The organism is Caballeronia sp. LZ029, assembly GCF_031451275.1.
GTDB classification, from domain to species: Bacteria; Pseudomonadota; Gammaproteobacteria; order Burkholderiales; family Burkholderiaceae; genus Caballeronia; species Caballeronia jiangsuensis.
In genome coordinates this window covers 135,465-159,084 of the sequence record NZ_JARUXO010000003.1, presented here as the reverse complement: position 1 = coordinate 159,084, position 23,620 = coordinate 135,465, and the positions used below count along the sequence as shown (strand labels likewise).

The 23,620-nt window shown below is 65.4% G+C and carries 21 protein-coding genes; 4 read left to right on the top strand and 17 right to left on the bottom strand.

The annotated features are described in order from the left end of the window. Position 1: 1 nt before the first annotated feature. The 8 genes from QCE73_RS20085 to QCE73_RS20050 form a co-directional block, all read right to left on the bottom strand. Entirely contained in the window at positions 2-958 is a 957-nt protein-coding gene (locus QCE73_RS20085) for a type II secretion system F family protein (protein WP_309883261.1), read from the bottom strand. Next, on the bottom strand, positions 951-2,321 hold the full coding sequence (locus QCE73_RS20080; RefSeq protein WP_309883260.1) for a CpaF family protein: 1,371 nt from the start codon (positions 2,319-2,321) through the stop codon (positions 951-953). Before QCE73_RS20080 ends, QCE73_RS20085 begins: the two co-directional genes overlap by 8 nt. A gap of 3 nt (positions 2,322-2,324) precedes the next feature. Then, a complete protein-coding gene (locus tag QCE73_RS20075; protein ID WP_309883259.1) occupies positions 2,325-3,593 on the bottom strand; it encodes a fimbrial protein in 1,269 nt (422 codons plus the stop codon). Then, positions 3,590-4,984: a type II and III secretion system protein family protein gene (locus QCE73_RS20070; RefSeq protein WP_309883258.1), complete on the bottom strand. Its 1,395-nt coding sequence runs from the start codon at positions 4,982-4,984 to the stop codon at positions 3,590-3,592. The genes QCE73_RS20075 and QCE73_RS20070 overlap by 4 nt, the downstream gene beginning before the upstream one ends. 24 nt (positions 4,985-5,008) lie before the next feature. Then, positions 5,009-5,932, bottom strand: a complete 924-nt coding sequence (gene cpaB / locus QCE73_RS20065; RefSeq protein ID WP_309883257.1) for a Flp pilus assembly protein CpaB — start codon at positions 5,930-5,932, stop codon at positions 5,009-5,011. Between the two features lie 33 nt (positions 5,933-5,965). Then, positions 5,966-6,424 (bottom strand): pilus assembly protein, encoded by a 459-nt coding sequence (locus QCE73_RS20060; RefSeq protein WP_309883256.1) that lies wholly within the window; start codon positions 6,422-6,424, stop codon positions 5,966-5,968. After that, the gene (locus QCE73_RS20055) at positions 6,421-6,915 is read right to left on the bottom strand and encodes an A24 family peptidase (protein ID WP_309883255.1); all 495 of its coding nucleotides are present in this window, start codon (positions 6,913-6,915) and stop codon (positions 6,421-6,423) included. The genes QCE73_RS20060 and QCE73_RS20055 overlap by 4 nt, the downstream gene beginning before the upstream one ends. A 151-nt stretch (positions 6,916-7,066) precedes the next feature. After that, positions 7,067-7,243 carry a Flp family type IVb pilin gene (locus tag QCE73_RS20050; RefSeq protein WP_035511817.1) on the bottom strand — a complete coding sequence of 59 codons (177 nt, stop codon included), beginning with the start codon at positions 7,241-7,243 and terminating at the stop codon, positions 7,067-7,069. 588 nt (positions 7,244-7,831) lie between these two features. On the opposite strand from QCE73_RS20050, the gene QCE73_RS20045 reads away from it, so the two are divergent. Further along, positions 7,832-9,259, top strand: a complete 1,428-nt coding sequence (locus QCE73_RS20045) for a collagen-like triple helix repeat-containing protein (RefSeq protein WP_309883254.1) — start codon at positions 7,832-7,834, stop codon at positions 9,257-9,259. A 98-nt stretch (positions 9,260-9,357) separates the two neighbouring features. After that, complete coding sequence (locus QCE73_RS20040) at positions 9,358-11,070, top strand: POTRA domain-containing protein (RefSeq protein ID WP_309883253.1); 1,713 nt, start codon at positions 9,358-9,360, stop codon at positions 11,068-11,070. Positions 11,071-11,113: 43 nt separating this feature from the next. Here QCE73_RS20040 and QCE73_RS20035 read toward each other — a convergent pair whose 3' ends face one another. Together QCE73_RS20035 and QCE73_RS20030 are read right to left on the bottom strand one after the other, a co-directional pair. Further along, positions 11,114-11,401, bottom strand: coding sequence for a DUF4148 domain-containing protein (locus QCE73_RS20035; protein ID WP_035509689.1), 288 nt, complete (start codon positions 11,399-11,401; stop codon positions 11,114-11,116). Between the two features lie 128 nt (positions 11,402-11,529). Continuing rightward, positions 11,530-11,973, bottom strand: coding sequence for a MarR family winged helix-turn-helix transcriptional regulator (locus QCE73_RS20030; RefSeq protein WP_035509686.1), 444 nt, complete (start codon positions 11,971-11,973; stop codon positions 11,530-11,532). Between the two features lie 144 nt (positions 11,974-12,117). Here QCE73_RS20030 and QCE73_RS20025 point away from each other — a divergent pair, with 144 nt between their 5' ends. Next, positions 12,118-13,659: a DHA2 family efflux MFS transporter permease subunit gene (locus QCE73_RS20025; protein WP_309883252.1), complete on the top strand. Its 1,542-nt coding sequence runs from the start codon at positions 12,118-12,120 to the stop codon at positions 13,657-13,659. 5 nt (positions 13,660-13,664) lie between these two features. On the opposite strand, the gene QCE73_RS20020 is transcribed toward QCE73_RS20025, so the two are convergent. The 5 genes from QCE73_RS20020 to QCE73_RS20000 form a co-directional block, all read right to left on the bottom strand. Next, positions 13,665-14,096 (bottom strand): hypothetical protein, encoded by a 432-nt coding sequence (locus QCE73_RS20020; protein ID WP_309883251.1) that lies wholly within the window; start codon positions 14,094-14,096, stop codon positions 13,665-13,667. After that, positions 14,075-14,980 (bottom strand): AAA family ATPase, encoded by a 906-nt coding sequence (locus QCE73_RS20015; RefSeq protein WP_309883250.1) that lies wholly within the window; start codon positions 14,978-14,980, stop codon positions 14,075-14,077. Before QCE73_RS20015 ends, QCE73_RS20020 begins: the two co-directional genes overlap by 22 nt. 145 nt (positions 14,981-15,125) lie before the next feature. Further along, complete coding sequence (locus QCE73_RS20010) at positions 15,126-17,195, bottom strand: EAL domain-containing protein (protein ID WP_309883249.1); 2,070 nt, start codon at positions 17,193-17,195, stop codon at positions 15,126-15,128. Positions 17,196-17,301: 106 nt separating this feature from the next. Beyond that, positions 17,302-18,573: a cardiolipin synthase gene (cls, locus tag QCE73_RS20005; RefSeq protein WP_309883248.1), complete on the bottom strand. Its 1,272-nt coding sequence runs from the start codon at positions 18,571-18,573 to the stop codon at positions 17,302-17,304. A gap of 88 nt (positions 18,574-18,661) precedes the next feature. Beyond that, a complete protein-coding gene (locus tag QCE73_RS20000) occupies positions 18,662-19,471 on the bottom strand; it encodes a DUF4410 domain-containing protein (protein WP_035509676.1) in 810 nt (269 codons plus the stop codon). Between the two features lie 631 nt (positions 19,472-20,102). Here QCE73_RS20000 and QCE73_RS19995 point away from each other — a divergent pair. Next, positions 20,103-20,891: an SDR family NAD(P)-dependent oxidoreductase gene (locus QCE73_RS19995; protein WP_035509673.1), complete on the top strand. Its 789-nt coding sequence runs from the start codon at positions 20,103-20,105 to the stop codon at positions 20,889-20,891. Positions 20,892-20,893: 2 nt separating this feature from the next. Here QCE73_RS19995 and QCE73_RS19990 read toward each other — a convergent pair whose 3' ends face one another. Next, a complete protein-coding gene (locus QCE73_RS19990) occupies positions 20,894-22,318 on the bottom strand; it encodes a UdgX family uracil-DNA binding protein (protein ID WP_309883247.1) in 1,425 nt (474 codons plus the stop codon). Then, positions 22,318-23,529 (bottom strand): putative DNA modification/repair radical SAM protein, encoded by a 1,212-nt coding sequence (locus tag QCE73_RS19985; RefSeq protein WP_309883246.1) that lies wholly within the window; start codon positions 23,527-23,529, stop codon positions 22,318-22,320. Before QCE73_RS19985 ends, QCE73_RS19990 begins: the two co-directional genes overlap by 1 nt. Positions 23,530-23,620: the final 91 nt, after the last annotated feature.

The window sequence follows — 23,620 nt, the reverse complement described above, 5'->3', positions numbered from 1 at the left end:
TTCATGTCCTGAGCCTCGCGAGCCGGTACAGCAACCATGCGCCGAGCATCTGAAGCGCGATGGCGACATATACGAGGCGCTTGCCGAGCGCGTCGCTCCACATCGCATCGAAATAGGCGGGATTGGTCACGATCGCCATCGCGCCGAGCAGGATCGGCAGGAGTCCGAGAACCCACGACGACAGCCGCGTTTCCGTCGACAGCGCGACCAGCTCGCGGCTCGCCTGCTCCAGATCGCGCATCATCGCGGCCATGCGGTCGAGCATCACGTCGGAGCGGCCGCCGTATTTCACCGATACGCGCAGCACCGAGCCGACGAGCTCCAGCTCGCGCACGCGATACATCCGCGCGACCGCGCCGAGCGCGTGATCGATCTGCGCGCCGGTGCGCAACATCGGCAGCGCGCGCTGGAGGCAGTCGGAAAGCGGCGCTTCGGCGCTCGCGAGCGCGGCCTGAAACGCGGCGGGCACGCTATGGCCGATGACGATCATGCGCACGATGCCATCGAGAAACGGCGGCAGTTGCCGCACGATGCGCTGCTGGCGCTTCTGCGCGCGCCACGCGAGCCATGCATACACGGCGGCGAGCACGAGCGCGGCGACGCCCGCGCCGATCACCGGACCGGCGCGCAGCGCGCACCAGAGCCCGGCGCACGCGGCGATGCCGAGCGTCGTGCCCGCGAGCCCGCGCGGACGTTCGATGCCCGCGCGATGCATCAGATTCGCGAACGCCGCACGCCCACGCGCGATGCCGGACGCGACACCCTTCGGCGCCGCCGTGGCCGGCGCGCTCGCGACGGGCCGTGGAGCGTGTTGCGGCCGAGGCGCCTGCACTTGCCGATCGACGAAGCGCTCGGTCAGCGCGCGCTCGCGCGTATGCGTGCCGCGCCGCCACAGCATGAGCGCCGCCGCCGCGCACAGCAGCGCGAGCATCGCGATGATGGCGACGGCTCTATACATTGAAGCCTCCGCCGAAACGCCCCGATTGCCCGAAGCCTTCCGACAGCGCGACGCCGAGCGCCTGCCGGAACTTCGCGAGCTTCGGCGAACTCGGATGGATGCCGAGCCAGGCCCAGCGGTCTGCTTCGTTGCCGCTGGCATCGACGGAAGGCTCGTAGCGATACAACTCCTGCATCGCGATGATGTTGTCGGAGAGGCCGGTGACTTCGGTCACGGAGAGAATGCGCCGCCGCCCGTTCGAGAGCCGTCCGATCTGCACGATGAAATCGATCGCGTTGGCGATCTGTCGTCTGAGGCTCGCTTCGGTGCCCTGAAAACCCGCGAAGCCCGCGAGCATTTCGAGCCGATAGAGACATTCGCGCGGCGAGCTTGCGTGAATGGTGCCCATCGAGCCGTCGTGGCCGGTGTTCATCGCCTGAAGCATTTCGAGCACTTCGCCGCCGCGCACTTCGCCGACGATGATCCGGTCCGGCCGCATCCGCAACGTATTGCGCAACAGATCGCGGATCGACACGACGCCCGCGCCATCGAAACCGCCGGGCCTGCTTTCGAGCCGCACCACATGCGGATGATTCAGCGAGAGTTCCGCCGTATCCTCGATCGTCACGACGCGCTCGTGCTTAGGAATGAAGAACGCGAGCGCATTCAGCAGCGATGTCTTGCCCGAACTCGTTCCGCCCGACACGAGCACGTTGCAGCGCGCGTCCACCGCCGCCTGCAACAGCGATGCAATGTCCTGATCGAACGTGCCGTTGGCGAGCAGATCGTCGGGGCGCAGCGGATCGCGCCTGAACTTGCGGATCGATACGACAGGACCGTCGATCGACAGCGGTTCGATCACGACATTCACGCGGCCGCCATCGGGCAGGCGCGCATCGACCATCGGATTGGATTCGTCGAGCCGCCGTCCGATCGGCGCGAGAATGCGCCGCACGATGCGCAGCAGATGCGCGTTGTCCGCGAAACGCACCGGAATCTTTTCCAGCATGCCGTGACGCGACACATACACGTCGCTATAGCCGTTGATGAGGATGTCTTCGACGGCGGCATCGGCGAGCAGGTCTTCCAGCGGACCGAAGCCCGCGAGTTCCTTCGTCAAAGCCGCCGCAACCAGCCGCACTTCGCTCTCGTTCAGCGGCACGCGCCGCAGACGTACGAAGCTGTCCATCTCCAGATCGACGAATTGCTGGATCGCCTGACGCGACCATCGGCCGAACTCCGCGCCCAGTTCCTCGATGCGCGTAAGCAGATGCTCGTGCGCCGCCGTCGCCACATCCTGAAACTGCTGCGAATGCGCGAACGCGACGGCGTCTTCGGCCAGATCGTTCGCGAACGCGATGTCCTTGCTGAAGTCCTGAGCCATCGTCTATGACCGTCTGAGAAAGTTGGGAAGGAGATGCGCGACATCGAGCGCCGCGCGTGCGCTCAGCCGCCCGCCGCCGCGCGCCTTCGGCTCGGGCGCGGCTTCATCGGGAAGCTCGCCATGCAGACGCGCGAGACGCGCGACCAGCGGTGCGAGCGCGCGCACGTAGGGATCGCGTTCGGCGCAATCGGCGAGCAGGCGGCCCTGATTCACCGCGCGGCCCAGCGCCTGCGCGCGCTCCGGCAACACGCCGACGAGCGGCAGATCGAGCCGCTGCGCCAGTTGGTCCGCGCCGAAATTCAGCGCGGCGTCGAACTTGTTCACGACGAGGCCGATCTTCGCGGGCGGCGTGTCTTCATCGGCGGGGCGCAAGGCGTCGAGCAGCGACATCGCCGATACCGCCGACGCGACGTTCGCATCGCAGACGAGCCATGCTTCGTCCGCGGCCTGCAAGGTCTCTCCGACGAATTCCGTATTCGAGAAGCCGCACAGATCGACGATCTGATGATCGAAATACGCGCGCAGCCGATTCAACGTGCTCACCGCCGACGCGAACGAGATCGCGCGCATCTCCGCGAGATCGGCGGGCAGCGTGGTGAGCGCGAGGCCGCTCGCGTGACGCGCGAACGCGGTGTTCACGAAGGTGTCGTCGAAGCGGCGCAGGTTGCGCACGGCATCGACGAAATGCAGCTCGCAGCGCATGTCGAGCAAAAGCGCGCTGTCGGCGGCGGGCAGGCCGAGATCGAGCAGCGCCATCGCGCGGCCCGCCCGCGTGCCGCGCCTTTGCAGACTCACCGCGAGATTCGCGGCGAGCGTGCTCACGCCCACGCCGACGCGCGCGCCGAGCAGCACCGTCAGCTTGCCGTGACGGCTTGGCGGCTCGCCGCGCGCAAGCGGCCGCTCGTCGATGAGGCGCTGCGCGATCGCGAGAACATCGTCGCCGGGACCGCCGATATCGATGAAATCGCGCACGCCCGCGCGCAACGCCGCGAGCGCCGGCGCGGGTGTCTCGAGCGTGCCGAGCGCGACGATCGGCACGCCGGGAAAGGCATCGCGAGCGGCGTCGGCGAGCGTGCTCGCGCCGGCGTTGCTGAAATCGACGAACACGATCGCCGGCGCGCTTTCACCGATGCGCGCGACGAATCCCGCGGCATCGCACGGCGCGGCGTCGACCGCGCCCGCGTCCGCCAGCGCGCGTTGCAGCCAGTCGCGGCGCGCGGCGTCGGGGCTCGCGCAGAGAAAGCGCGGCGGCGGCGCGGCGGCGGCGCTCATCGCGAGAACCCCGGCGCGGCATCGGACGACAGCGCCCCGCCGATGAACGAGCGCCACACCGGACCGTCGCGCTGTTCGGATTGCTGGCCCGGCGTCGACGGCAAGGCCGCATTCTTCGCGATCGGCGCGACGAGATGCGGCGTCACGATAATCACGAGTTCGCGATCCTGCTGCGAGTACTGCAAGGTCTTGAAGAACGCGCCGATGATCGGCAGATCGCCGAGCAGCGGCACCTTGTTGACGTTGGAAGCCGTCTCGCGATCGACCAGTCCGCCGATCACGAAGCTCTCGCCGTCGCCGAGTTCGACGGCGGTTTCCGCGCGTCGCGTGGTGAGCGCGGGCACCGACACGCCATCGATGGTGATCGCGTGCGCGAAGTCGAGTTGGCTCGCCTCGGGCGCGACCTTGAGCGCGATGCGCGCCGGCCCGAGCACCGTCGGCGTCAGCGCAAGTCCGATGCCGTAGGGCTTGTAGACGATGGTCGTCGTGCCGAGCGATTGCGGCACCGGCACCGGAATCTCGCCGCCCGCGAGAAAGCTCGCGCTTTGCCCCGACAGCGCGACGAGCGTCGGCTGCGCGAGCACGCGCGCGAGGTTGTTGCTTTCGAGCAGGCTCAGGTTCGCGAACAGCCCGCGCGAAGTCGAGTTGAGCAGCAGATTGAACGCGGAGCCGATCGGCGATGTCGCGGTCACGGCGAGCGGACTGGTCGCGCCGCCCGTGACGCTCGTGAGCGCGCTCGGCGCGAAGGTGCCGAACGCGAAGCCCGCGTGGTTCTGCGAGAACAGATTGAAGCCCGCTTCCTTGAGCACGGTCTTGCTGAACTCGACCACTTTCACATCGACCTGGACGACGCTTTTCGTCGCCACCGCCGATGCATCGACGAGCGCGCCGTCCTTGCCCACCGACGCGCGCGCCGCCGCCACCGCGCGCTGATGCTTGTCCATCGTCGGCGTGGTGCCGGTGAGCACGGCGGTTTTTCCCAGCACGCGCACTTGCGGCGCGTCGGCGTCGGCGAGCGCGGCGCTGGCGGCCGCCGCGACCTCGACCGTGTACGACAGCGGCGCATCGCGGCCGCGTTCCCACAGCATCAGGTTCGTCGTTCCGGCCGATTTGCCGACGAGCAGCACGCCGCCGCCCTTCAGCACGTTCACATCCGCGACCGACGGATCGCCGACCGCGACGCGCGTGATCGTCCGGCCGCGTGCGAGCGACTTCTGCGCGCCCGTCGATAGCGCGATGACGTTCGCGTCGGCGGCTGACGGCGCTTCGGCTTGCGAAGCATCGCGCGATGCCGCGTACACATCGACGGCGAGCGCAGCCGCCAAACATGCGGCGAGCGCCGCTCTCTTCCATCGATTCGATCCGGTGCTGCGTTGCCGTTTTCTTGTCATCGTTATGTGTGGCCTGCGGTTCGTTCAATACGCGACGCGTTCCGCGCGCCCGCCGCGAATCACTTCGATCTCGTCGCTCGCGGGCGGACGTGCGCTGCGCGGCTTATCGACGGCACGCGCTGCGACACGCGCGCCCGCGAGCGTGCCGAGCGAAATGCCTGCGGCTGCGCGATCGGCGGCGCTGTCGGGCCGCGCCGATGCATGCAGCGGCGCGAACGCGGGCGGCGCCGGCGCTTCGTCGTCGGTGGCATTGCGCAGCGCGAGCACGAGCCGGCCCGCGCTTTCCGCGAGCGTGAGCGCGTCGATATCGGCGGTGCGGATCGCGAGCACCGCCGTGCGCGGGCTCGCCTGAGCCGCGCCTTTTCCTTTGGTCTCGCCCGATCCGAGCGACGCGTCGCCCATGCTCAGCACACGCACCTTCGACAACAGCAGCCGCGCCTGCGTCGCCGCGATCTCGGCATCGCCGTTCGCCGCGCCGCCCTCGCGCTTCAGCGTGAAGAACACATCGACGTAATCGCCCGGACGCACGTAGTTGCCGACCGCATTCGTCTCGTCGATGCGCACGGCCACCGCGCGCTCGCCCGCCACGACGACATCGGCGAGGCCGCTCGACAACACGTCGGCGGTCAGCGGCGCGCCCTTTTGCACCGCCGTGAGCGGCACGCGTCCGACGAGCGCGGCGCTGTCGCCGAACGCGCCCGGTGACGATTCCGCCTGCATGCGCAGCGTGAGGGCGTCGGCGTCGATGGCCTTGCCCGCGGGCAGATCGCGCGCGGCGACGACGACCGGCACGAGGCGCTGCGGCGTCGCCATCGCCGATGCATGCGCGGGCGCGAGGTCATGCTCCGGCGCGGGCGCGGGTTCGCGTGCGAGCATCACCGCGAAGATGCCCAGGACGAGCGCGAGCCCGAACAGGAGGATGGCGAAGGTGCGGGTGAGATGGGCCATGACGTCATCAAAAAAGGATGCGGACGCGCGCGCTCATAGCACGTTGTCCGGATCGAGTTGAACCATCGCGCGCGCGACGAGCGCATCGGGCAGCGCCAGATCGAAGAGCGGCAGCGTCGGCACGAGCGGCCGTTGCGCGTAGCCGTAATCGAGCGTGATCTCGATGCAGCGCAGCGTCGCGTCGTACGTGCACGGCGCGGGCGCGGCGGTGCATTGCGCGAAGCCCGCGAGCCAGTTCGTCAGGCCCTTCGCGGTCTCGCAGGCAGCGGCGCCGCGGCGCGCGAGGGCGTCGTCGACGCTCTGCGCGTTCGCCTGAAAGCGCAGCGCGGCGCGGGCGCCCTCTTCGGCCGCGAGCGTCAGCGATTGCTGCGCTACGAAGATGAGGCTGTAAGTGACGATCTCGTAGAAGACGGCGAAGAACAGCGGAAACACGATCGCGAATTCGATCGCCATGTTGCCGCGTTGAGCGTGACGGCCGGGCCGGCGCGTCATGCGTGCGCTCCGGTCGCGAAAAGCGCGAGATGCCCGATAGCGGCCGCCGCCAGCAACGCACCGTACGGCGTGCTGTTGCGCCTGCGTTGTTCGAGCGTCGCCGTGTCGGGGAGATCGCGCAATGCGAACACGGCGCGGCGGCGCGCGAGCAGCACGAGCGCATGCACGAACGCCGCGAGACTCGCTGCCACCCAGATCCCGACGAGCGCGCGCGGTCCGCACCACGCGCCGAGCACGGCGAACGCCTTGACGTCGGCGGCGCCCATCATGCCGAGCACGTGAAACGGCATCAGCGCGACGAATCCCGCGGCAAGGCCGATCAACGCGACGCCGATGGACGTATCGAAAGGAGAAATACGCGCGGCGGCAAACGCGAGCGCGCACGATGCACCCACGATAATGAGCGCATTCGGAATCAGCCTGCGCCGCCAGTCGAATATGACGATCGCGAGCGCCCAGGCGATAAATATCGCGGATTCGATTGAAAGCATGGCAATGCGAAAACCTTCATCCGGTTTAATACGGATGCTTGATTGAGAGACGCCCGATAATGGGAATGCCCGCGCCGGAATTAACCGGCGCGAATTTCCGCGATTAGCCGATCAGGCGCGAGTCGAATAACGGCGAATGCCGTTCATCGCTTCAAGACGTGGTTTTCGACAGCTCCGTCTTGATCGCCTCGAACGTGCTTTTCAGTTGAGTGGCGACATCGCCGACCGCCGTCATGATCCCGAGTGCGAGAACACCGGCGATCAATCCATATTCGATGGCGGTAATCCCGCGGCGGTCGCGAATGAATTGCAGGATGTTTGCTGTCATTTTTATGTCCTCGGTCTGGTGCTGCTTCTCTCTGGCCGCATATGTTTTTCCGCCGTGCGTCGGGCAGGCGCGTGCAACGCCTCCGCCCGGACCACACGTCGAATGTGCATTACAACTCTGATTTTTTGTCGCCTTCTTCTCTCTCGATAACACCTCGCGAACGTTTGCCAGGGAAAGAGGTTTCGGTTAGCCGATTTATAACGCAAGCCTATCTCAAAATCAATTATTGTCTGACCGTTTATTTGGATGCGCGCTTTACGAATGCTGCATTTTGGCAACCGTATCCGGAATATCAGTAGAAGCAACTGCTTCGCGCGATGACGCAGAGCATTTATTTCCTGCTTATCGGCAGTACGGCGCGACGCGTAACCCGTCGCGCCGTAACACCACCAATCGTTCGTAACGTTACATAAAGCGCTTCGGAACCGATTTCACTAGCGCCGCTTAAGCCCACGCCTTTACGTAAGTTCTTGACGCGCGGGATCAAATCGCCCACGCATTCATCGACCACCTTTTCTGTCCGTGCGATGGCACACCTAATGCAGTTAATCGCCCGCGGTTCGTTCAATACAAGACATCGAGGGCCAAATGAATACGAGGAATATCGGACGCGAAATCCTGGCGAAGACGATCGTCGCGGCGGCGGTCGCCAGCGTGCTCGCACTCAGCGCATGCGGCGGATCAGGAACGATGAGCAAGTCGGCGGGTTCGGGCGCGGGGTCCGGCGCGATCTCCACCGGCGATGGCGGCGGTTCGGGCTCGGCTGGCGGCAGCGGTTCGGGAACGGGGACGGGGTCGGGCGGCGGTTCGGGGACCAGCACCGGCAGCACCGGTGGCGGCAGCGGGGGGACCGGCGGCGGAAGCGGCGGCAGCGGCGGATCGGGCAGCGGCACGACCCCGCAACCCGTCGCCGCCGTCGCGGACAAGACCGGCAACGTGGTGTCCGCCGCCGGCGGCACGGTATCGGGCGTCGGCACGGCGATCGGCTCGACGGCCGCGCCCGGCGTCGGCGCGGGCACCACGAAAGCCGCGGGCGATGTCGTATCGAATCTCGGCGGGGCTGTGTCCACGCTCGGCGATGGCGTCTCGGCCGGGCTCGGCACCATCGGCACGAGCGCGAATCCGGTGGGCACGACGGCGGCGAGCCTCGGCGGCGTCGTCGAAAAGACGGGCGCGACGGTATCGAGCGCGGGCACGCTCGTGTCGAGCGTCGGCAGCGGCGCGCTGTCGCCGCTCGCGCCCGTGACGACGCCTGTCGGCAGCATCGTCGGGATCGCGGGGAACGCCGTCACGCAGACGGGCGGCGTGCTCGGCCAGACGCTCACGAGCGCGCCCGTGCAGCAACTCACGCAGACGACCAGCCAGGCGATCACGCCGATCACCGCGCTCGCCGGCTCGACGACGCAGACCGTGGGCGCGGCGACCGGACTCGGCACGCCCGTCAACACTCTGCTGACGACGCTCGGCGGCACGCTCAACAACGCGGGCAAGAACATCGCCGCGACGGGCGGCAATCCGGTCACGGCGGGCGTCGGCAATCTCGTATCGACGACGGGACAGACGGTGGCATCGGCGGGCGGACTGGTGCACGGCGCGCCGGGTGCGAGTCCGCTCGCGCCGCTGACAGGCGTGCTCGGCGGGGTGAGCGGATCGGGTGCGGGCGGTGTGCTCGCGCCCGTCACGGGAGTCGTCGGCGGACTGACGGGCGCGACCGGCGCAACAGGCGCAACAGGCGGCGTGCTCGCGCCTGTCACCGGCGTCGTCGGCGCATTGACCGGCTCGCCGGGCGCCGCAGGCTCCGTGCTCGGCACCGTGACATCGGTGACAGGCGTGGTCGGCGTGAGCGTCGCGGCCAACCAGGGATCGGCGACGGCGGGCGCGGGCGCGGGCGCGGGTCTTTCGACGACCACCGGCAACAACACCGGCAGCGCCACCAACGGCAGCGCGAACAACACCGGCTTGCTGGGCGCGGTGGGCTCGCTCGTCGGCGGCGTGTTGGGAGGCACGCGGCGCTAGTCATCACGCTCACCGGGTCGCGAGGTCGATGAACGGCCTCGCTTCCCGCATCGACGAAGAACGCAACGACGTTCTCGCAACCCTACGAGGGCATCACAATGAAGATCCGTGAATGGACACGGGCGCTCATGCTCGCCGCGCTTGCGGCGCCGATCGCATCGCATCACGCCTACGCTCAGACCCCGCCCGCGCCGCGCGCGAATCTGGGCGGCAATCCGCTCGACGCGCTGCCGCAGGTCAACGCGCCGCCCAAAGCGCCCGTCTCGGTGAGCGTCGCGCCGCCCGCCCCCGCGCTCGATGCGCTGCTCGCGCGTCATCTCACGCCGACGAAGATCGAGATCGAAGGGGTGAAGGCGCTGCCGTTCGCGCAGATCGCCGCGCGCTTCACGCCGTTCGTCGGCAAGGACGTGACCATCGGTCAGTTGATCGAGGCCGCGAACGGCGTCACCGCGCTCTACAAGGAGCACGGCTACGCGCTGTCGTTCGCGTTCGTGCCGGCGCAGACGTTTCAGGACGGCGTCGTGCGCGTGACCATCGTCGAGGGATATATCGCGAAGGTCGTCGTGAAGGGCAATGCGGGCGCGGCGGAGAAACGCATCCGCGCGGTCGCAGAGCGTCTGCAAGCGGACCGGCCGCTCACGCAGGCGAGCTTCGAGCGCTATATCAACGTGCTCGGGATGATTCCGGGCGTGAAGACCAAAGCGACCGTCGCGCCGCCGCAGAACACCGACGGCGCGACCGCGCTCGAACTCGATGTCGAACGCAAGCCGTTCAATGTCAGCACCGGCATCGACTTCAATCATCCGGGCGTGCAGGGCATTCTCAGCGCGACGGAAAACGGCATGCTCGGCCTCGGCGAGTCGCTGACGGCTTCCGCGCTGCTGCCCAAAGGCCGCGACGATCAGACGTATTACGCGGTGAACGGCGCGTTGCCCATCGGCGCCGACGGCATCACAGCGAAGATCGATGCCTCGCATTACCACGGCCATCCCGTCGACAATCCGGGGCTTCCCTCTTATATCGAGCGCACGGTCGTGAACGACAAGCTCGCGTTTTCCGGCGTGTATCCGTTCATGCTGAGCAATGCGCGCAGCGTCGTCGGCACGGCGACCGTGTATGCGTCGCACGACGAAGATCGTCTGAAGAACACGATCGCGCCGGGCAATCCTTATCTGTCGCAGCGCTCGCAGATTCGCGTCGCGCAAGTGCAGCTCGATTACACCGGCATCGGCGCGGGCGTCGTGCGGCGCGCGAGCTTCAATGTCGCGAAGGCGTTCGACGTGCTCGGCGCATCGAAGAGCGCGCAAACCAATATCGCGGGCTATGCGCCGGTCAATCCCGTTTCACTGACGTTCGTGCGCACCGGCGCGAGCTACACGCAAAGCAACGAATGGCCCTGGAAAATCGGCACGGTCGTTTCGATGACCGGCCAGTATTCGCCCGATACGCTGCCGACCTCCGAGCAGATCTCGTTCGGCGCGCAGCGGTTCGCGCTGGGTTATCAGCCGGGCGAGGCGTCGGGGGATTCGGGCTGGGGCGCGTCGCTCGAAGTGAACCGTCCGATCGCCGTCGACACGACGTATCTCAGAAGCTTCACGCCATACGTGATGGTCGATGCCGCGCGCGTGTTTCTGCACGGCGGAACGGCGAATCCGCGCAGATTGTCGTCGGTGGGCATCGGCTTTCGGGTGTCGGATGCGAAGCACTACAGCATCGATTTGTCGGTGGCGAAGGCCGTGGGCGACGCACCGGTCGAGAGTTCGTCGCGCAGTCCGCGGATCAACGCGACGCTGTCGTATCAGCTCGACTGAAAACGCGGGAAGCGTCCCGCGTCCTCACGCTACGATCGACCGATCACGGCGCCGACGCCGGGGCCGGCTTTCCGGCCTTCTGCGCGTTGATCTTCGCCTGCGCGTTTTGCAAATTCTGCGGATAGTTCGTCTGCTCGCCCGCCGGGTTGTAGCCGTTTTGCTCCAATTGCTTCAGCTCGGCGTTCTTCTTAGCGCGCGCTTCCTTGCGCTGGGCCTTCTTGATCTGCTTCGGCGTGGATGCGGCCGTGTCCTGTGCTTGCGCGACGGGTATCGCGACGAATGCGGCGACGGACAGCGCGAGGACGGCCAACGGTGCGGTGCGTTTCTTCATGATCGATCTTCTCCGGATGGATGGCGACAGTTGACAACAGCGCTTGCGTGGATCGCGCAAGCAATCCGCGATCCACGCGCGGCACGTTAGCACGACGCGCCGAAACCGGCAGACACGGTCACGACCGCTCACCGGTCGACGATGCGGCTCAGATTTCCGCGCACCCGTTGCAGCAGCGCGATCAGTTGCTCGCTCTCCTGCCGGCTGAAACCCGCGAGCGCCTCCGACGTGATCTCGTCGCCGACGCGCCGCGCCTTGTCGAGCGCCTTTTCCGCCTTCGCGGTCATGCGGACCTGGCGTTCGCGGCGATCGTCGGGATTGAGACGCCGCTCGATCCATCCGCCCTCTTCCATGCGGTCGAGCAGACGTCCGGCGGAGATCGGCGCGACTTCGAGCAGTTCCGCGAGCCGCGCCTGATTCACTTCGCCGTAATGCGAAAGATAGGCCAGCACGCGGCACTGCGCGCGCGTGAGATTGAGCGATGACTTCGCCAATACGTCGAAACGATTGCCGCACAGGCGGTCCACGTCCGCGACGAGAAAGCCGAAGCGTTTGTCGAGTTGGGTTTCCATCGCGCGATTATATGTAAGAGCTTTCGATGCGTGCAGTCGGCGCGCACCCGGTAATTGACCGATTGCGCCGCGTCGCGCACGGCCTATAATAAGCCTGCTTATCATCACCCTACTTACAAACGCCGCCCGTTCGCGGCCACGTCCATGTCCTCCGAAGTCTCCACGGAAAGCGCCGCGGCGCCCCTGAACCGCGGCATGCTGACCGTCTCGATCATGCTCGCGACGCTGATCCAGACGCTCGACAGCACGATCGCGAACGTCGCGCTGCCGCATATGCAGGGCAGCCTGTCGGCGTCGCAGGACGAAATCACGTGGGTGCTGACGTCCTACATCGTCGCGGCGGCGATCGCGACGCCGCTCACCGGCTGGCTTTCCGACCGGTTGAGCGTGAAAAAGCTCCTGTGCATTTCGATTGCGGGCTTCACGGTGGCGTCGGCGTTTTGCGGGCTGTCGGAGACGCTGGCGCAGATCGTCGCGTCGCGGCTGTTGCAGGGCGTTTTCGGGGCGTCGCTCGTGCCGCTGTCGCAGTCGATCCTGCTCGACATCAATCCGCGCGAGAAACAGGGCCAGGCGATGGCCGTCTGGGGCATGGGCGTGATGGTTGGGCCGATTCTCGGTCCGACGCTCGGCGGCTGGCTCACCGACAGCTACAACTGGCGCTGGGTGTTTTTCATCAACGTGCCGATCGGCGCGTTCGCGCTCTTCGGCGTGACGACGTTCCTGCCCGCGCAGGCCGCGCGGCGCGCGGTGAAGTTCGACGCGTTCGGCTTCGCGACGCTCGGCCTTGCGATCGGCGCGTTCCAGGCAATGCTCGATCGCGGCGAACAGCTCGACTGGTTCGGGTCGATGGAAATCCGCATCGAGGCGCTGCTCGCGGCGCTCAGTTTCGTTTTCTTCATCGCGCATACGGCGACGGCCGGCGCGCGCTCGTTCTTCAAATACCAGTTGCTGAAGGATCGCAACTTCGCGACGGGCACGTGCTTCATCTTCGTGATCGGCGCGGTCATGTACGCGACGCGCGCGCTGTTGCCGCCGATGCTGCAGAACCTGATGAACTATCCCGTCGCGACGACGGGCCTCGTCACGGCGCCGAGCGGCGCGGGCACGATGATCGCGATGCTCGTCGCGGGGCGGCTTCTGAAGCACATCGATGCGCGTCTGCTGTTGCTGTCGGGCTTCCTGATTTCTGCGCTGGCGCTCTGGCAGATGATGCATTACACGATCGTGCTGTCGGCGTCGGATATCGTGTGGCCGGGCGTGATCCAGGGCTTCGGGCTGGGGCTCGTGTTCGTGCCGCTGTCGGCGCTGACGTTCTCGACGCTCACGCCCGAGCTGCGCGCCGACGGCACCGCCACCTACAGCCTCATGCGCAATATCGGCAGCAGTATCGGCATTTCGATCGTGCAGACGCTGATGACGCGCAACACGCAGGTCGCCCACGCGGACCTCGCCGCGCAGGTGACGCCGTTCAATCCGGCGATGCAGTCGATCCTGTCCGGCGGCTCCATGCAGGACATGGCGATGCTCAATCAGACCATCACGCAGCAGGCGTCGATGATCGCGTATCTCAACGATTTCAAGCTGATGTTCGTCGCGACGTTACTGGTGGTGCCGTTGTTGTTGCTGATCCGGCCGGCGGGCAAGAGTGGCGCGGATGAATCGGTTGCGCATGCGGCGATGGATTGAGGGCGTCAGTCTTGGTCGTGTGTCCGGCCGATGAACGCCGAGCCTCGTGACAGGCGGCTGCGCAACCCGTCCGCGATGAAGTTCGCCAGTTTCTTCTCGTCTTTCCATTTCGAAGAGCGGCGCGAGGGATCGAGGTCCTGTCGGCGGATGATGGCCTTGAGGACATCTGCGGGCTGCGCGCATAGCCACGCGCGGAAGTCTTCATCGCCGCGCGCCGCGAGTTCGGCGTGCACGTCGGGGATATCGATGGCCGGACGCTTCGCGGCCGCTTTCGGACGCGCCGCGCCAGTGTCCCGAAGCGGGCGCAATAGCGCTTCGAGTTGCGTTTCGAGTTGCGCTGCGAAGTCCGGATTGCGCCTGGCTTCGGCGGCGACGATGTCGATGAAGCCTCCGACGACTCCTCGCAGCACTTCGATCAGCGGACTTTCGCTCGACATAGTTCGTGAATCTCCAGTGTCAGTCGCAGCAACTGCTCGCACGCCGGGTTACCGTACTTGCCGTTGAAGGTTCGCAAATCCGCCTCCGGGTCTGCACCACGCGCGACCGCGACGGACTGTGAAATCGTGTTTTTGAAGAACCGGGGCTGCGCGACATCCGATTCCGCAAATTTGCCCAATCGGCGGTGCGAGAGATCGGTCATCACGCGCTCATGCAGATTGTTGCCCTGCACCTTCGTCGCGACGATCCCGAGCGGCTCGATCGGCTGATTCACCTCTTCCGCAAACTGGCGCACCTTCTCCACGATCTGGTAGATGCCCCATGTCGACACGATGTCGGGAATCGTCGGGATGACATAGCCGCCTGAAATGTTGAGCCCGTTCTTCGTGACCGTGCCGAGGCTCGGCGGACAATCGATGATGACGTAGTCATAGCGGTCGATCACCGGCTGCAACGCGATGCGCAGGATATCGCGCGGATTGACCGTGTAGTTTCCGGCCATGGCGATAGTGGGGATGAGGTCTTGCAGATCGATCAGCCGAATGCTCGACGGCAATAAATCGAGCGACCTGATGCCGCCGTTGATCGTGGACACGCCGCGCACGATCGAACGCTCGATATCGAAGCGCGGCGGCAGGTGATGATTGATCTTGTCGCTGAACAGTTGCGCGATGGTGCGCCCTTCCCGGTCGAGTTCGTCCCACGCCTCCTCCGTGATCAGATTCACGGTCGCATTGGTCTGTGGATCGAGATCGATCAGCAACACGCGCTGCTTCAGTTCATGCGCGAGAATCTCCGCAACGGCAACCGCCGTTGTCGTCTTGCCGACACCGCCTTTGAGGTTGATGAAACTCAAGACATGCGGCGCACTTCCCTTGACCATCCTGGCCTCTCTGTTCTATTAGCCTCTTCGATTACGCCGCGATGATGCCTCGTCGCGGCGTGAGGATTTTTGCACAGATGAAAGGATGGCTAAGTAATATTGTTAGTCAGTGTCGGAGGACGGCTCGGCCCAAGCCGCTCCCACCCTACACACTCACCTCCCCCCGCTCCAGCATCACCCCGAACGCATCGGCCGAAAGCGGCATCGCCAGCAAAAAGCCCTGCATCTCGTCGCACATCATGTCCTGCAATCGGTCCAACTGCGAGCCCGTCTCCACGCCTTCCGCGACCACATCCATATCGAGCGAATGCGCGAGCGCGATGATCGCCGAGACGATCGCGCGCCCTTCCTGCCCGTTCTCGTCGAGTCCGTTCGTGAAGAAGCGGTCGATCTTCAACTGCTTCGCGCGAAAACGCTGCAAGTAGGCGAGGCTCGAATACCCCGTGCCGAAATCGTCGATGGCGATCTCGAAACCATTGTCCTGAAACGCGCGGATCATCTCGATGGTGCGCGGCGCGTCCTGCATCGCCACCGTCTCGGTGATCTCGAACATGATCTGCTCGCTTTGCACGCCTTCCTCGCGCACGATCGCCATGATGTTCTCGACGAGATCCGCCTCGTGCAACTGCCGTGGCGACAGGTTGATCGCCACCTTCACCGACGGACGTCCTTCCGCGCGCCAGCGCCCAAGGTGCCGGCAGGTTTCGCGCACGACCCAGTAGCCGATCTGCACGATCTGACCGGAACGTTCCGCAATCGGAATGAATTCGAGCGGCGTCAGCGTGCCGATCTCCGGATGATCCAGCCGGATCAGCGCCTCCGCGCCCGCCAGCTCGCCGCTCCTGCCGCGGAACTTCGGCTGGAACAGCAGATAGAAATGACCGCCGTTCAACGCCTCGTGCAGCGCCTGCTGTATCTGCAAGGTGCGCACCGCCGCCTCGTTCATGCTGGCCTCGAAGAAACGGTACGTGCTGCGCCCGCCGCGCTTCGCCTCGTACATCGCCACGTCCGCGTGCTTGAGCAGCGATTCGACGCTGTCGCCGTCCTGCGGATAAAGCGCGATGCCGATGCTCGGCATCACCTGCAACGGATGATTCCCGACGAGCAGGCCTTGTTTCATCGCTTCGAGGATGCGCTCGGCCATCTTCTCGGCATCGGTCGGCGCGTGCAGGTTTTCCAGCATCACGACGAACTCGTCGCCGCCTAGGCGCGCCACCGTATCGCCGCCGCGCACGCATTCCTGCAGGCGCCGCGCGAACGCTTTGAGCACTTCGTCGCCGACCGTATGGCCGAGCGAATCGTTGATGGTCTTGAAGCCGTCGATGTCCATGAAGAGAATCGCGAAGCGGCTGCCGCTATGTTTCGCGTGCCTGATCGCGCGATCGACGCGCTCGTTCATGGTGCGGCGGTTCGGCAGGTCGGTGAGCGTGTCGAAGGTCGCCATGCGCACGATCTGGCCATTCAGTCGCGACACCGAGCCGGCGAGCAGCGCCGTGCGCGCGTCGAAGCGCGACAGCACGAGCGTGATGATCAGAATCGCCAGCGTGAACAGCACGATGGTCGTCGCAAGCCAGTTCGCATCGACGTCGTTGGCCGCGCCGCAGATCGAGCCCGGCAGGAACTCCGCCGCCGCATTGCCCGTGTAGTGCATGCCGGTGATCGCGATGCCCATCACCAGCGCCGCGCCCGCGCGCTTCCCCAGCACGTTCGTCTGGTTCGCGTCCGAGAGCGTGTGCGCGATCCACAGCGCCGCGCCCGATGCGATCACCGCGATTGCGATCGATGCGGCGAACAGGCGCGGGTCGTACACGATCGCCGGCTGCATGCGCATCGCGGCATCGCCGGTGTAGTGCATCGCCGCGATGCCCGCGCCCATCAGCAGGCTGCTCGCGATGAGGCGTCGCGCCGTCAGCCGTCTGCTCGTGATGACGAAGAGCGCGAAGAACGACACGAGCACCGCGATGCCGAGCGACCCGGCCGTGATCTTGAAGTCGTAGCCGAGCGGAATCGGCAGTTCGAAGGCGAGCACGCCGATGAAATGCATCGACCAGATGCCGATGCCCATCGACGCCGCCCCGCCCGCGAGCCAGATGTGCCGGACGCGCGATTGCGCGAGCGAGGCGATCCGGCCCGAGATGTCGAGCGCGGTATAAGAGGCGAGCGTCGCGACTACGAGCGATGTCGCGACCAGCCAGAGGTTGTATGTGCCGTGCATAGTTGCGAATAGCCCGAAGACTCGATTGCGTGAGCGTCTTATCGGCTTACGTCCGACGATCTTTAGCCCCGGACGGGAAATATTCGCAATGCGCTTTCCGCACGCGTCAAAGCTGCGAATCGAGCAGCGCGGCGACGCGCTCCAGCAGCTTTTCGGTGAGCGGACGGCGGCGCCAGTCGTCGAGCGTGATACGTTTCGCGCGGCCGACGTCTTCATCGAAAATCACTGTCTGCTGGCGCGCGAAATCGCGATCGTAGATATTGAGGTTGGCCTCGTCGTTGAGCTTGAACGAACGGCTGTCGAAGTTGGTCGAGCCGACCGACACGAGATATTCATCGACGACGATGAGCTTGCAGTGGAACATCGTCGGCTGATATTCGTACATTTCGACGCCCGCCGCGAGCAGGTCGCCCCAGCACGCACGCGACGCCTCGCGCACTGTGTGCGTGTCGATGCGCTTGCCCGGCGTGATGATGCGCACGCGCACGCCGCGCTTCGCCGCCTCGACGATCGCGTTGATGGTCAGCTTGTCCGGCACGAAGTACGCGCTCGACAAGTGGATGGAGCGCGTGGCGGCGGTGATCGCCATGAGATACATCAACTGCATGTCGTCGCTGCCGCCCGAGGGCGAGCTGCTGAACATATGGGCGCAGCCTTCGCCCACGGCTTCGATGTGCGGAAAGTAGGTCGGCCCGTGCAGCACGTTGCCCGTCACCTTGATCCAGTTGTCCATGAAGACCGCCTGCATCTGCCCGACCGTGGGGCCTTCGACGCGAAAATGCGTGTCGCGCCAGTGCTTCTCGTCCTGCGCGTGCCCGGTCCATTCCTCCGCGATGCCCACGCCGCCCGTGAATCCGATGTGCCCGTCGATCACGAGCAGCTTGCGGTGAGTCCGGTCGTTCATGCGCCCGAGCCCCGTCCAGTGCGGCTTGTGATACTGGATGACCTCCGCGCCCGCGTCGCGCAGCATCTTCAGATAGCGCTTGTCCATTTTCGACGAACCGACCCAGTCGAGCAGCACGTGCACCGCGATGCCCGCGCGCGCCTTGTCGGACAGCGCTCGCGCGAAGTCCTCGCCGATCGCGCCCGACCAGTAGATGAAGGTCTCGAAGGTGATGGTTTCGCGCGCCCCGCGGATGCCTTCGAGCATCGACGGGAAGATCGCGTCGCCGTTCACGAGCACCTCGAAGCGGTTGCCGCCGATGACGGGCGGCCCGAGCAGCAGGCCCATCGAACGGATGAATTGCGGATCGTCGCTCGTGTAGAGCCGTTCGATCTTGTGCTCGATCTTTTTCTCGCCGCTCGTCAGATTCGCGATCACCAGCACGACGACGAGCGTCACTACAACGGTCAGGATAATCAGGGCAATCGTCGGCATGCGTGGGCCTCGCAAAGCGAACATTCGTCCGGAATCATAGTGCAAGCAGGTTCCGGACCGCGCATGTTTCGACTTCGCTGCGCTTCGATCAACTCTTCGCCGGCATCCAGCCCTGTTCCTGGCCGAGCTTGGCGATCTGCTTGGCGATGGTGTCGCCGAGACGCTTCTCGTCGGACGACACGCCCGCGTGCTTCGTCTCCGACACGGCATGCAGCCCGCCCGACACCGCCAGCGAACTCGCGACATGCCCCGCCGCCGCGCCGACGCCCGCCATTTCCGCGACGCCGGGCGCGTGGCCGCTGTCGGCTTTCGCGTCGAACTGTTCGAGCAGTTGCGGCGCGCCATGCGCCGGCTTGAAGACGAGCTGCACGGTCGCGCCGACCTTGCTTTCGCCCGCGCCCAGGCCGATCACCATGCGGCGGCGGCGATTGCCCGCGTCGATCGTGTTGATGCTGCCTTCGACGACCAGCACGTTCTGGTCTTGCGGCGGCGGCACGTCGGCGCGGATCGCGCGCAGACCCATCGACTGGAGCTTCGCGACGATCTCGTTCGCGACTTCCTCGCGCGCCGCGACGGCGTCCTGCGCCTGCTTCTGCGCCTGCGAGTCACCGGACATCGCGGAGCCGATCTTCGAGATCAGGCCGTGGTTGTCGAGCTTGACCTCGCTCGCATCGCTCGCGAAGGTGTAGACGTAGATGTTGTCGGGACGCACGGCGGGCGCGGCCGCGACGGTCTGCACATATTGGCCGCCGTACTGGTTGTATTGGCCCGATGCCTGCGCGGGATTGCTCGCGCAGCCGGCGAGCAGCGCCGTGCCGACGACCAAGCCTGCCAGCGCCGCGCCGCGCGCTTTCTTGAAGACCGCGTTGAGCGACGAGAATTTGATCGAGCTGGACATGTTGCGCCTCCGTGCCGGCCGCGCCGGCGATTAATGTGTGGATTCGTGGATGCGTGACACGGCTCTCGGTTCTCGCTGCTGCTTTCGTTCTCGATCACGCAGACGCAACTATGGGCGATGGCCGCGACGGAGGCTATCGAGCATTTATGTCGCGGGGTTTCACGCGCTGCTGACGCCCGTGGGACAAGGCTTACGCGGATTCTGGAACCCAGCGGATCGATCGGATTGACGCTCACTATCCAGGCGTGTTGTGACCGGCTTCGTTGCGCCTCGATTCGAACCAGCGGCCGAAGCTGCCTTCGAATTTCATGCTGCCCTGATGGCTCAGACTGGAACGCGTAATCCTCGGACAGATAGAAGCCCGTGCATGATCAGACTTTCGAAGTTGTTGAACCCCACATAGATAGGCTTCGGCTTGACATGCGCGTTCATGACGCTTACCGGGAGAAGATCGATTACGCGCAGTATAGTTTTTTTATTCTGCTATCCTAACTAGAAAGCTCCTAAGTGCAGTTTATATCTTCAATGATGCGCACGGTTGCTGCAAACCGCGCCGCTTATGGTTACCATCCTCGGAACCCGTCGCGCAGGCGCGTCGACGCAATCCGCAAACTCGTTCGAAGGAGCACAGATGGATCTCAAGATCGCCAACAGGCTCGCGCTGGTATCCGGATCGACCAAAGGCATCGGTCATGCGATCGCCGTGGCGCTGGCGCGCGAAGGCGCGCGCGTGATCGTCAACGGCCGTTCGCAGGCCTCCGTCGATGCCGCGCTCGCGAAGCTGCGCGAACTCGTGCCGAACGCGCAGGCCGAAGGCTTCGCCGGCGACGTCTCGGACGCCGCGCAGGTCGCGGAACTCGTGAAGCGCTTTCCGCAGGTCGATATTCTCGTCAACAACATGGGCATCTTCGATCCGAAACCGTTCGAGGAAATCGCCGACGAGGAATGGCTGCGCTTCTTCAACGCCAACGTGATGTCGGGCGTGCGGCTCGCGCGCGCGTATCTGCCGAAGATGAAGGAGCAGAACTGGGGCCGCGTCGTGTTCATCAGCAGCGAAAGCGGCATCCAGATTCCCGTCGAGATGATTCACTACGGCATGACGAAATCGGCGCAAATTTCGATCGCGCGCGGCCTCGCGGAAACCTGCGAGGGCACGGGCGTCACGGTCAATTCGGTGCTGCCGGGGCCGACGAGTTCCGAAGGCGTCACCGATTTCGTCGAAAAGCTCTCGGGCGGCAAGAGCTTTCACGACTTCGAGACGCAGTTCTTCGAGGAAGCGCGTCCGACGTCGATTCTCAAGCGCTTCATCACGCCCGAGGAAATCGCGAACATGGTGGCGTATGTGTGCTCGGAACTGTCATCGGCGACGAACGGCGCGGCGTTGCGCGCGGACGGCGGCGTGATTCGCGCGGCGTTCTGAGCTTATCGGCGGCTGAGTTCGCGCGCCTTTTCAAGCGCCTCGACGATGGCCGCGACGGTTCGTTCGCGCGCGGCTTCGTCGTTCTGCCGCAGCGCATACGAAGGGTGATACGTCGCGACGACCCATTTGTCCCGATACGGCACGACGCGCCCGATATGCGCCGATAACGTCGCGCGTCGTCCGAAGAGCGCCGCCAATGCGGTCGCGCCGAGCGTGACGATCACGCGCGCGCCGACCTCGTGCAACTCCTGTTCGAGCCAGTACGAGCACGCTTCGACTTCCTGTTGCGCGGGCGTCTTGTGCAGACGCCGCTTGCCGCGCGGCTCCCACTTGAAATGCTTCACCGCGTTGGTCAGATAGACCTGCTCGCGCGGCATGCCGGCACGCTGCATCGCGTCGTGAAGCAGTTGCCCCGCCGGGCCGACGAACGGCTCGCCCTTCAAATCCTCCTGATCGCCGGGCTGTTCGCCGAGCAGCATGATGCGCGCATCGGACGGACCAGCGCCGCGCACCGCCTGCGTCGCGTTGCGCCACAGATCGCAGCGGCGGCAGGTGTCGAGCGACGTGGGCGCGTCGCGTTCCGGCTGTGCGTCCTGCGCCTGCACCTGCACCGCCCTGCCGCCGAGCGCGCCGACGCTTTGCGCCTGCGCGACGCGTCGTGCGCCGCCGCGCGCATCGCTCACGAGTTTCGGAATGAGCGCGCCTTCCGGCAGCCCTTTCCAGAAACGCACCGGCATATGCTGTTCGAGCGCGGATTCGTTCAGGCGCGCGGGGTTGAAAATACTGCCGTAGTAGGTCATCCAGAGCGCTTCGGCGGCGTCGGGCGTATCGACCGCATGTTCCGATGCCAGCGCGCGGCGGCGTTCCAGTTGCAGACGCTCGCCATCGAACATGGCGGCACCGTCGGGTGTTGCGATCAGCCAGGTCGAGCGTCCCATGCGCGCCGCGAAATGCTCCGCGCCCCAGGCGAGCACGTCGTGCCCGGGCTCGTACCACGCGACATATTCGGGCGCGCCGAGCGACGCCTCGCGCTGCCGGAAGCGCACGTACGCGATCATGTCGTGCTGCGCGCGGCGCACCGCCTTCGCCATCTTGTAGAGGCGCGCGCCGTCTTCATCGGCGGGCGATGCAACCGCGCGGTCGCCCTGCGCCCAACGCCAGAGAACGCGATAGAGAAAGCTCCAGCGATGCGCGTCGCGGAAATGCGCGGCGTCCTTCAAGAGCGACGCGAGCTCACGTGAGACGCGAATTTGCGGCGCGTCCGCCGCGTTTGCCCCGCTTACCGGTTGCGCCGGTTCGCTGAACAGCGCCGGTTCCCCTTGCGGTGTGCGCCAGTCGATCGATTCGGGCGTGAGTCCTCGCGCGAGCACATCGAGGGCAGCGGCGCGCCAGGCGTCGAAATCGTCGTCGATGATGAGGACGTGCATCAGATCAGCGAAAGCTGCACGGGCTCTGTGGCGAGCGCGCGCCGGAGATTGTCAGAGGGCGCCTCGGCGAGCGGCGGCCGGTAATCCGCCGTGACAACGAAAGGCTTCACCTTGTCCATGGCGCAGCGCAACTTCACGAGATCCTGATAGCGCACACGCCGGGCGCGCCGCAACTCGACGATACGCTTAGCGTTACGCATGCCGATGCCCGGCACGCGCGCGATCATGCGCGCGGGCGCGGTGTTCAGATCGACCGGAAAGCGGTCGCGATGCGCAAGCGCCCAACCGAGCTTCGGATCGATATCGAGCGGCAGATTGCCAGCCTCGGCGAGCAGTTCGGCGGCCGCGAACCCATAACCGCGCATCAGAAAGTCGGCCTGATACAGCCGATGCTCGCGCAAAAGCGGCGGCGCTTTCGACGGCACGCCCGACGGGCTGTCGGGAATCGGACTGAACGCCGAGTAATAGACGCGCTTCAACTGATATGAGCCGTACAGCGTTTCCGCGGTGCCGAGGATCGTGCGATCGTCGGTGTCGTCGGCGCCGACGATCATCTGCGTGCTTTGTCCTGCCGGCGCGAAACGCGGCGCACGCGGCTCCGCTTCCGACTCCTCGCGCGCGACGCGGATATTGCCCATCGCCAGCTTGATCGTGCGACCGCTCTTTTCGGGCGCGAGACGCTCGAGGCTGATTTCCGTCGGCAACTCGATATTCACGCTCAGGCGGTCGGCGTAACGTCCCGCTTGCGCGATGAGACCGGGGTCGGCATCGGGAATCGTCTTCAGATGGATATAGCCGCGAAAATGATGCTTCTCGCGCAAAATCTTCGCGACTAGACCGAGCTGCTCCATCGTGTAGTTCGATGAACGAATTACACCGGAACTGAGAAAAAGTCCGTCGATGTAATTGCGGCGATAAAAGTCCAGCGTGAGGCTGACGACTTCGTCCGGTGTGAAGCGCGCGCGCGGCACATTGCTGGAACGGCGGTTGATGCAGTAACGGCAGTCGTAGAGACAAAAGTTCGTCAGCAGAATCTTGAGCAGCGAGACGCAGCGGCCATCCGGCGTGAAGCTGTGGCAGATCCCTGAGCCGGTGCTGGCGCCCAGGCCGTCGATGCCGCGCGACTCGCGTTTCGGCGCGCCGCCGCTCGCGCATGACGCATCGTACTTAGCAGCGTCGGCGAGGATTTCGAGCTTTTCGTAGAGATCCATCTTGAATATGATACTGTATGTATATACAGTATCTCACGAGAGGTAAGGAGTCAAACGCAAATATGCTTGCGCACGCTTCGCGCCTGCCCGC

What these genes read in the sequence shown, in the direction of transcription:
- QCE73_RS20085 (WP_309883261.1), bottom strand. Translation starts at nt 958, where the DNA reads ATGTATAGAGCCGTCGCCATCATCGCGATGCTCGCGCTGCTGTGCGCG.
- QCE73_RS20080 (WP_309883260.1), bottom strand. Translation starts at nt 2,321, where the DNA reads ATGGCTCAGGACTTCAGCAAGGACATCGCGTTCGCGAACGATCTGGCC.
- QCE73_RS20075 (WP_309883259.1), bottom strand. Translation starts at nt 3,593, where the DNA reads ATGAGCGCCGCCGCCGCGCCGCCGCCGCGCTTTCTCTGCGCGAGCCCC.
- QCE73_RS20070 (WP_309883258.1), bottom strand. Translation starts at nt 4,984, where the DNA reads ATGACAAGAAAACGGCAACGCAGCACCGGATCGAATCGATGGAAGAGA.
- cpaB (WP_309883257.1), bottom strand. Translation starts at nt 5,932, where the DNA reads ATGGCCCATCTCACCCGCACCTTCGCCATCCTCCTGTTCGGGCTCGCG.
- QCE73_RS20060 (WP_309883256.1), bottom strand. Translation starts at nt 6,424, where the DNA reads ATGACGCGCCGGCCCGGCCGTCACGCTCAACGCGGCAACATGGCGATC.
- QCE73_RS20055 (WP_309883255.1), bottom strand. Translation starts at nt 6,915, where the DNA reads ATGCTTTCAATCGAATCCGCGATATTTATCGCCTGGGCGCTCGCGATC.
- QCE73_RS20050 (WP_035511817.1), bottom strand. Translation starts at nt 7,243, where the DNA reads ATGACAGCAAACATCCTGCAATTCATTCGCGACCGCCGCGGGATTACC.
- QCE73_RS20045 (WP_309883254.1), top strand. Translation starts at nt 7,832, where the DNA reads ATGAATACGAGGAATATCGGACGCGAAATCCTGGCGAAGACGATCGTC.
- QCE73_RS20040 (WP_309883253.1), top strand. Translation starts at nt 9,358, where the DNA reads ATGAAGATCCGTGAATGGACACGGGCGCTCATGCTCGCCGCGCTTGCG.
- QCE73_RS20035 (WP_035509689.1), bottom strand. Translation starts at nt 11,401, where the DNA reads ATGAAGAAACGCACCGCACCGTTGGCCGTCCTCGCGCTGTCCGTCGCC.
- QCE73_RS20030 (WP_035509686.1), bottom strand. Translation starts at nt 11,973, where the DNA reads ATGGAAACCCAACTCGACAAACGCTTCGGCTTTCTCGTCGCGGACGTG.
- QCE73_RS20025 (WP_309883252.1), top strand. Translation starts at nt 12,118, where the DNA reads ATGTCCTCCGAAGTCTCCACGGAAAGCGCCGCGGCGCCCCTGAACCGC.
- QCE73_RS20020 (WP_309883251.1), bottom strand. Translation starts at nt 14,096, where the DNA reads ATGTCGAGCGAAAGTCCGCTGATCGAAGTGCTGCGAGGAGTCGTCGGA.
- QCE73_RS20015 (WP_309883250.1), bottom strand. Translation starts at nt 14,980, where the DNA reads ATGGTCAAGGGAAGTGCGCCGCATGTCTTGAGTTTCATCAACCTCAAA.
- QCE73_RS20010 (WP_309883249.1), bottom strand. Translation starts at nt 17,195, where the DNA reads ATGCACGGCACATACAACCTCTGGCTGGTCGCGACATCGCTCGTAGTC.
- cls (WP_309883248.1), bottom strand. Translation starts at nt 18,573, where the DNA reads ATGCCGACGATTGCCCTGATTATCCTGACCGTTGTAGTGACGCTCGTC.
- QCE73_RS20000 (WP_035509676.1), bottom strand. Translation starts at nt 19,471, where the DNA reads ATGTCCAGCTCGATCAAATTCTCGTCGCTCAACGCGGTCTTCAAGAAA.
- QCE73_RS19995 (WP_035509673.1), top strand. Translation starts at nt 20,103, where the DNA reads ATGGATCTCAAGATCGCCAACAGGCTCGCGCTGGTATCCGGATCGACC.
- QCE73_RS19990 (WP_309883247.1), bottom strand. Translation starts at nt 22,318, where the DNA reads ATGCACGTCCTCATCATCGACGACGATTTCGACGCCTGGCGCGCCGCT.
- QCE73_RS19985 (WP_309883246.1), bottom strand. Translation starts at nt 23,529, where the DNA reads ATGGATCTCTACGAAAAGCTCGAAATCCTCGCCGACGCTGCTAAGTAC.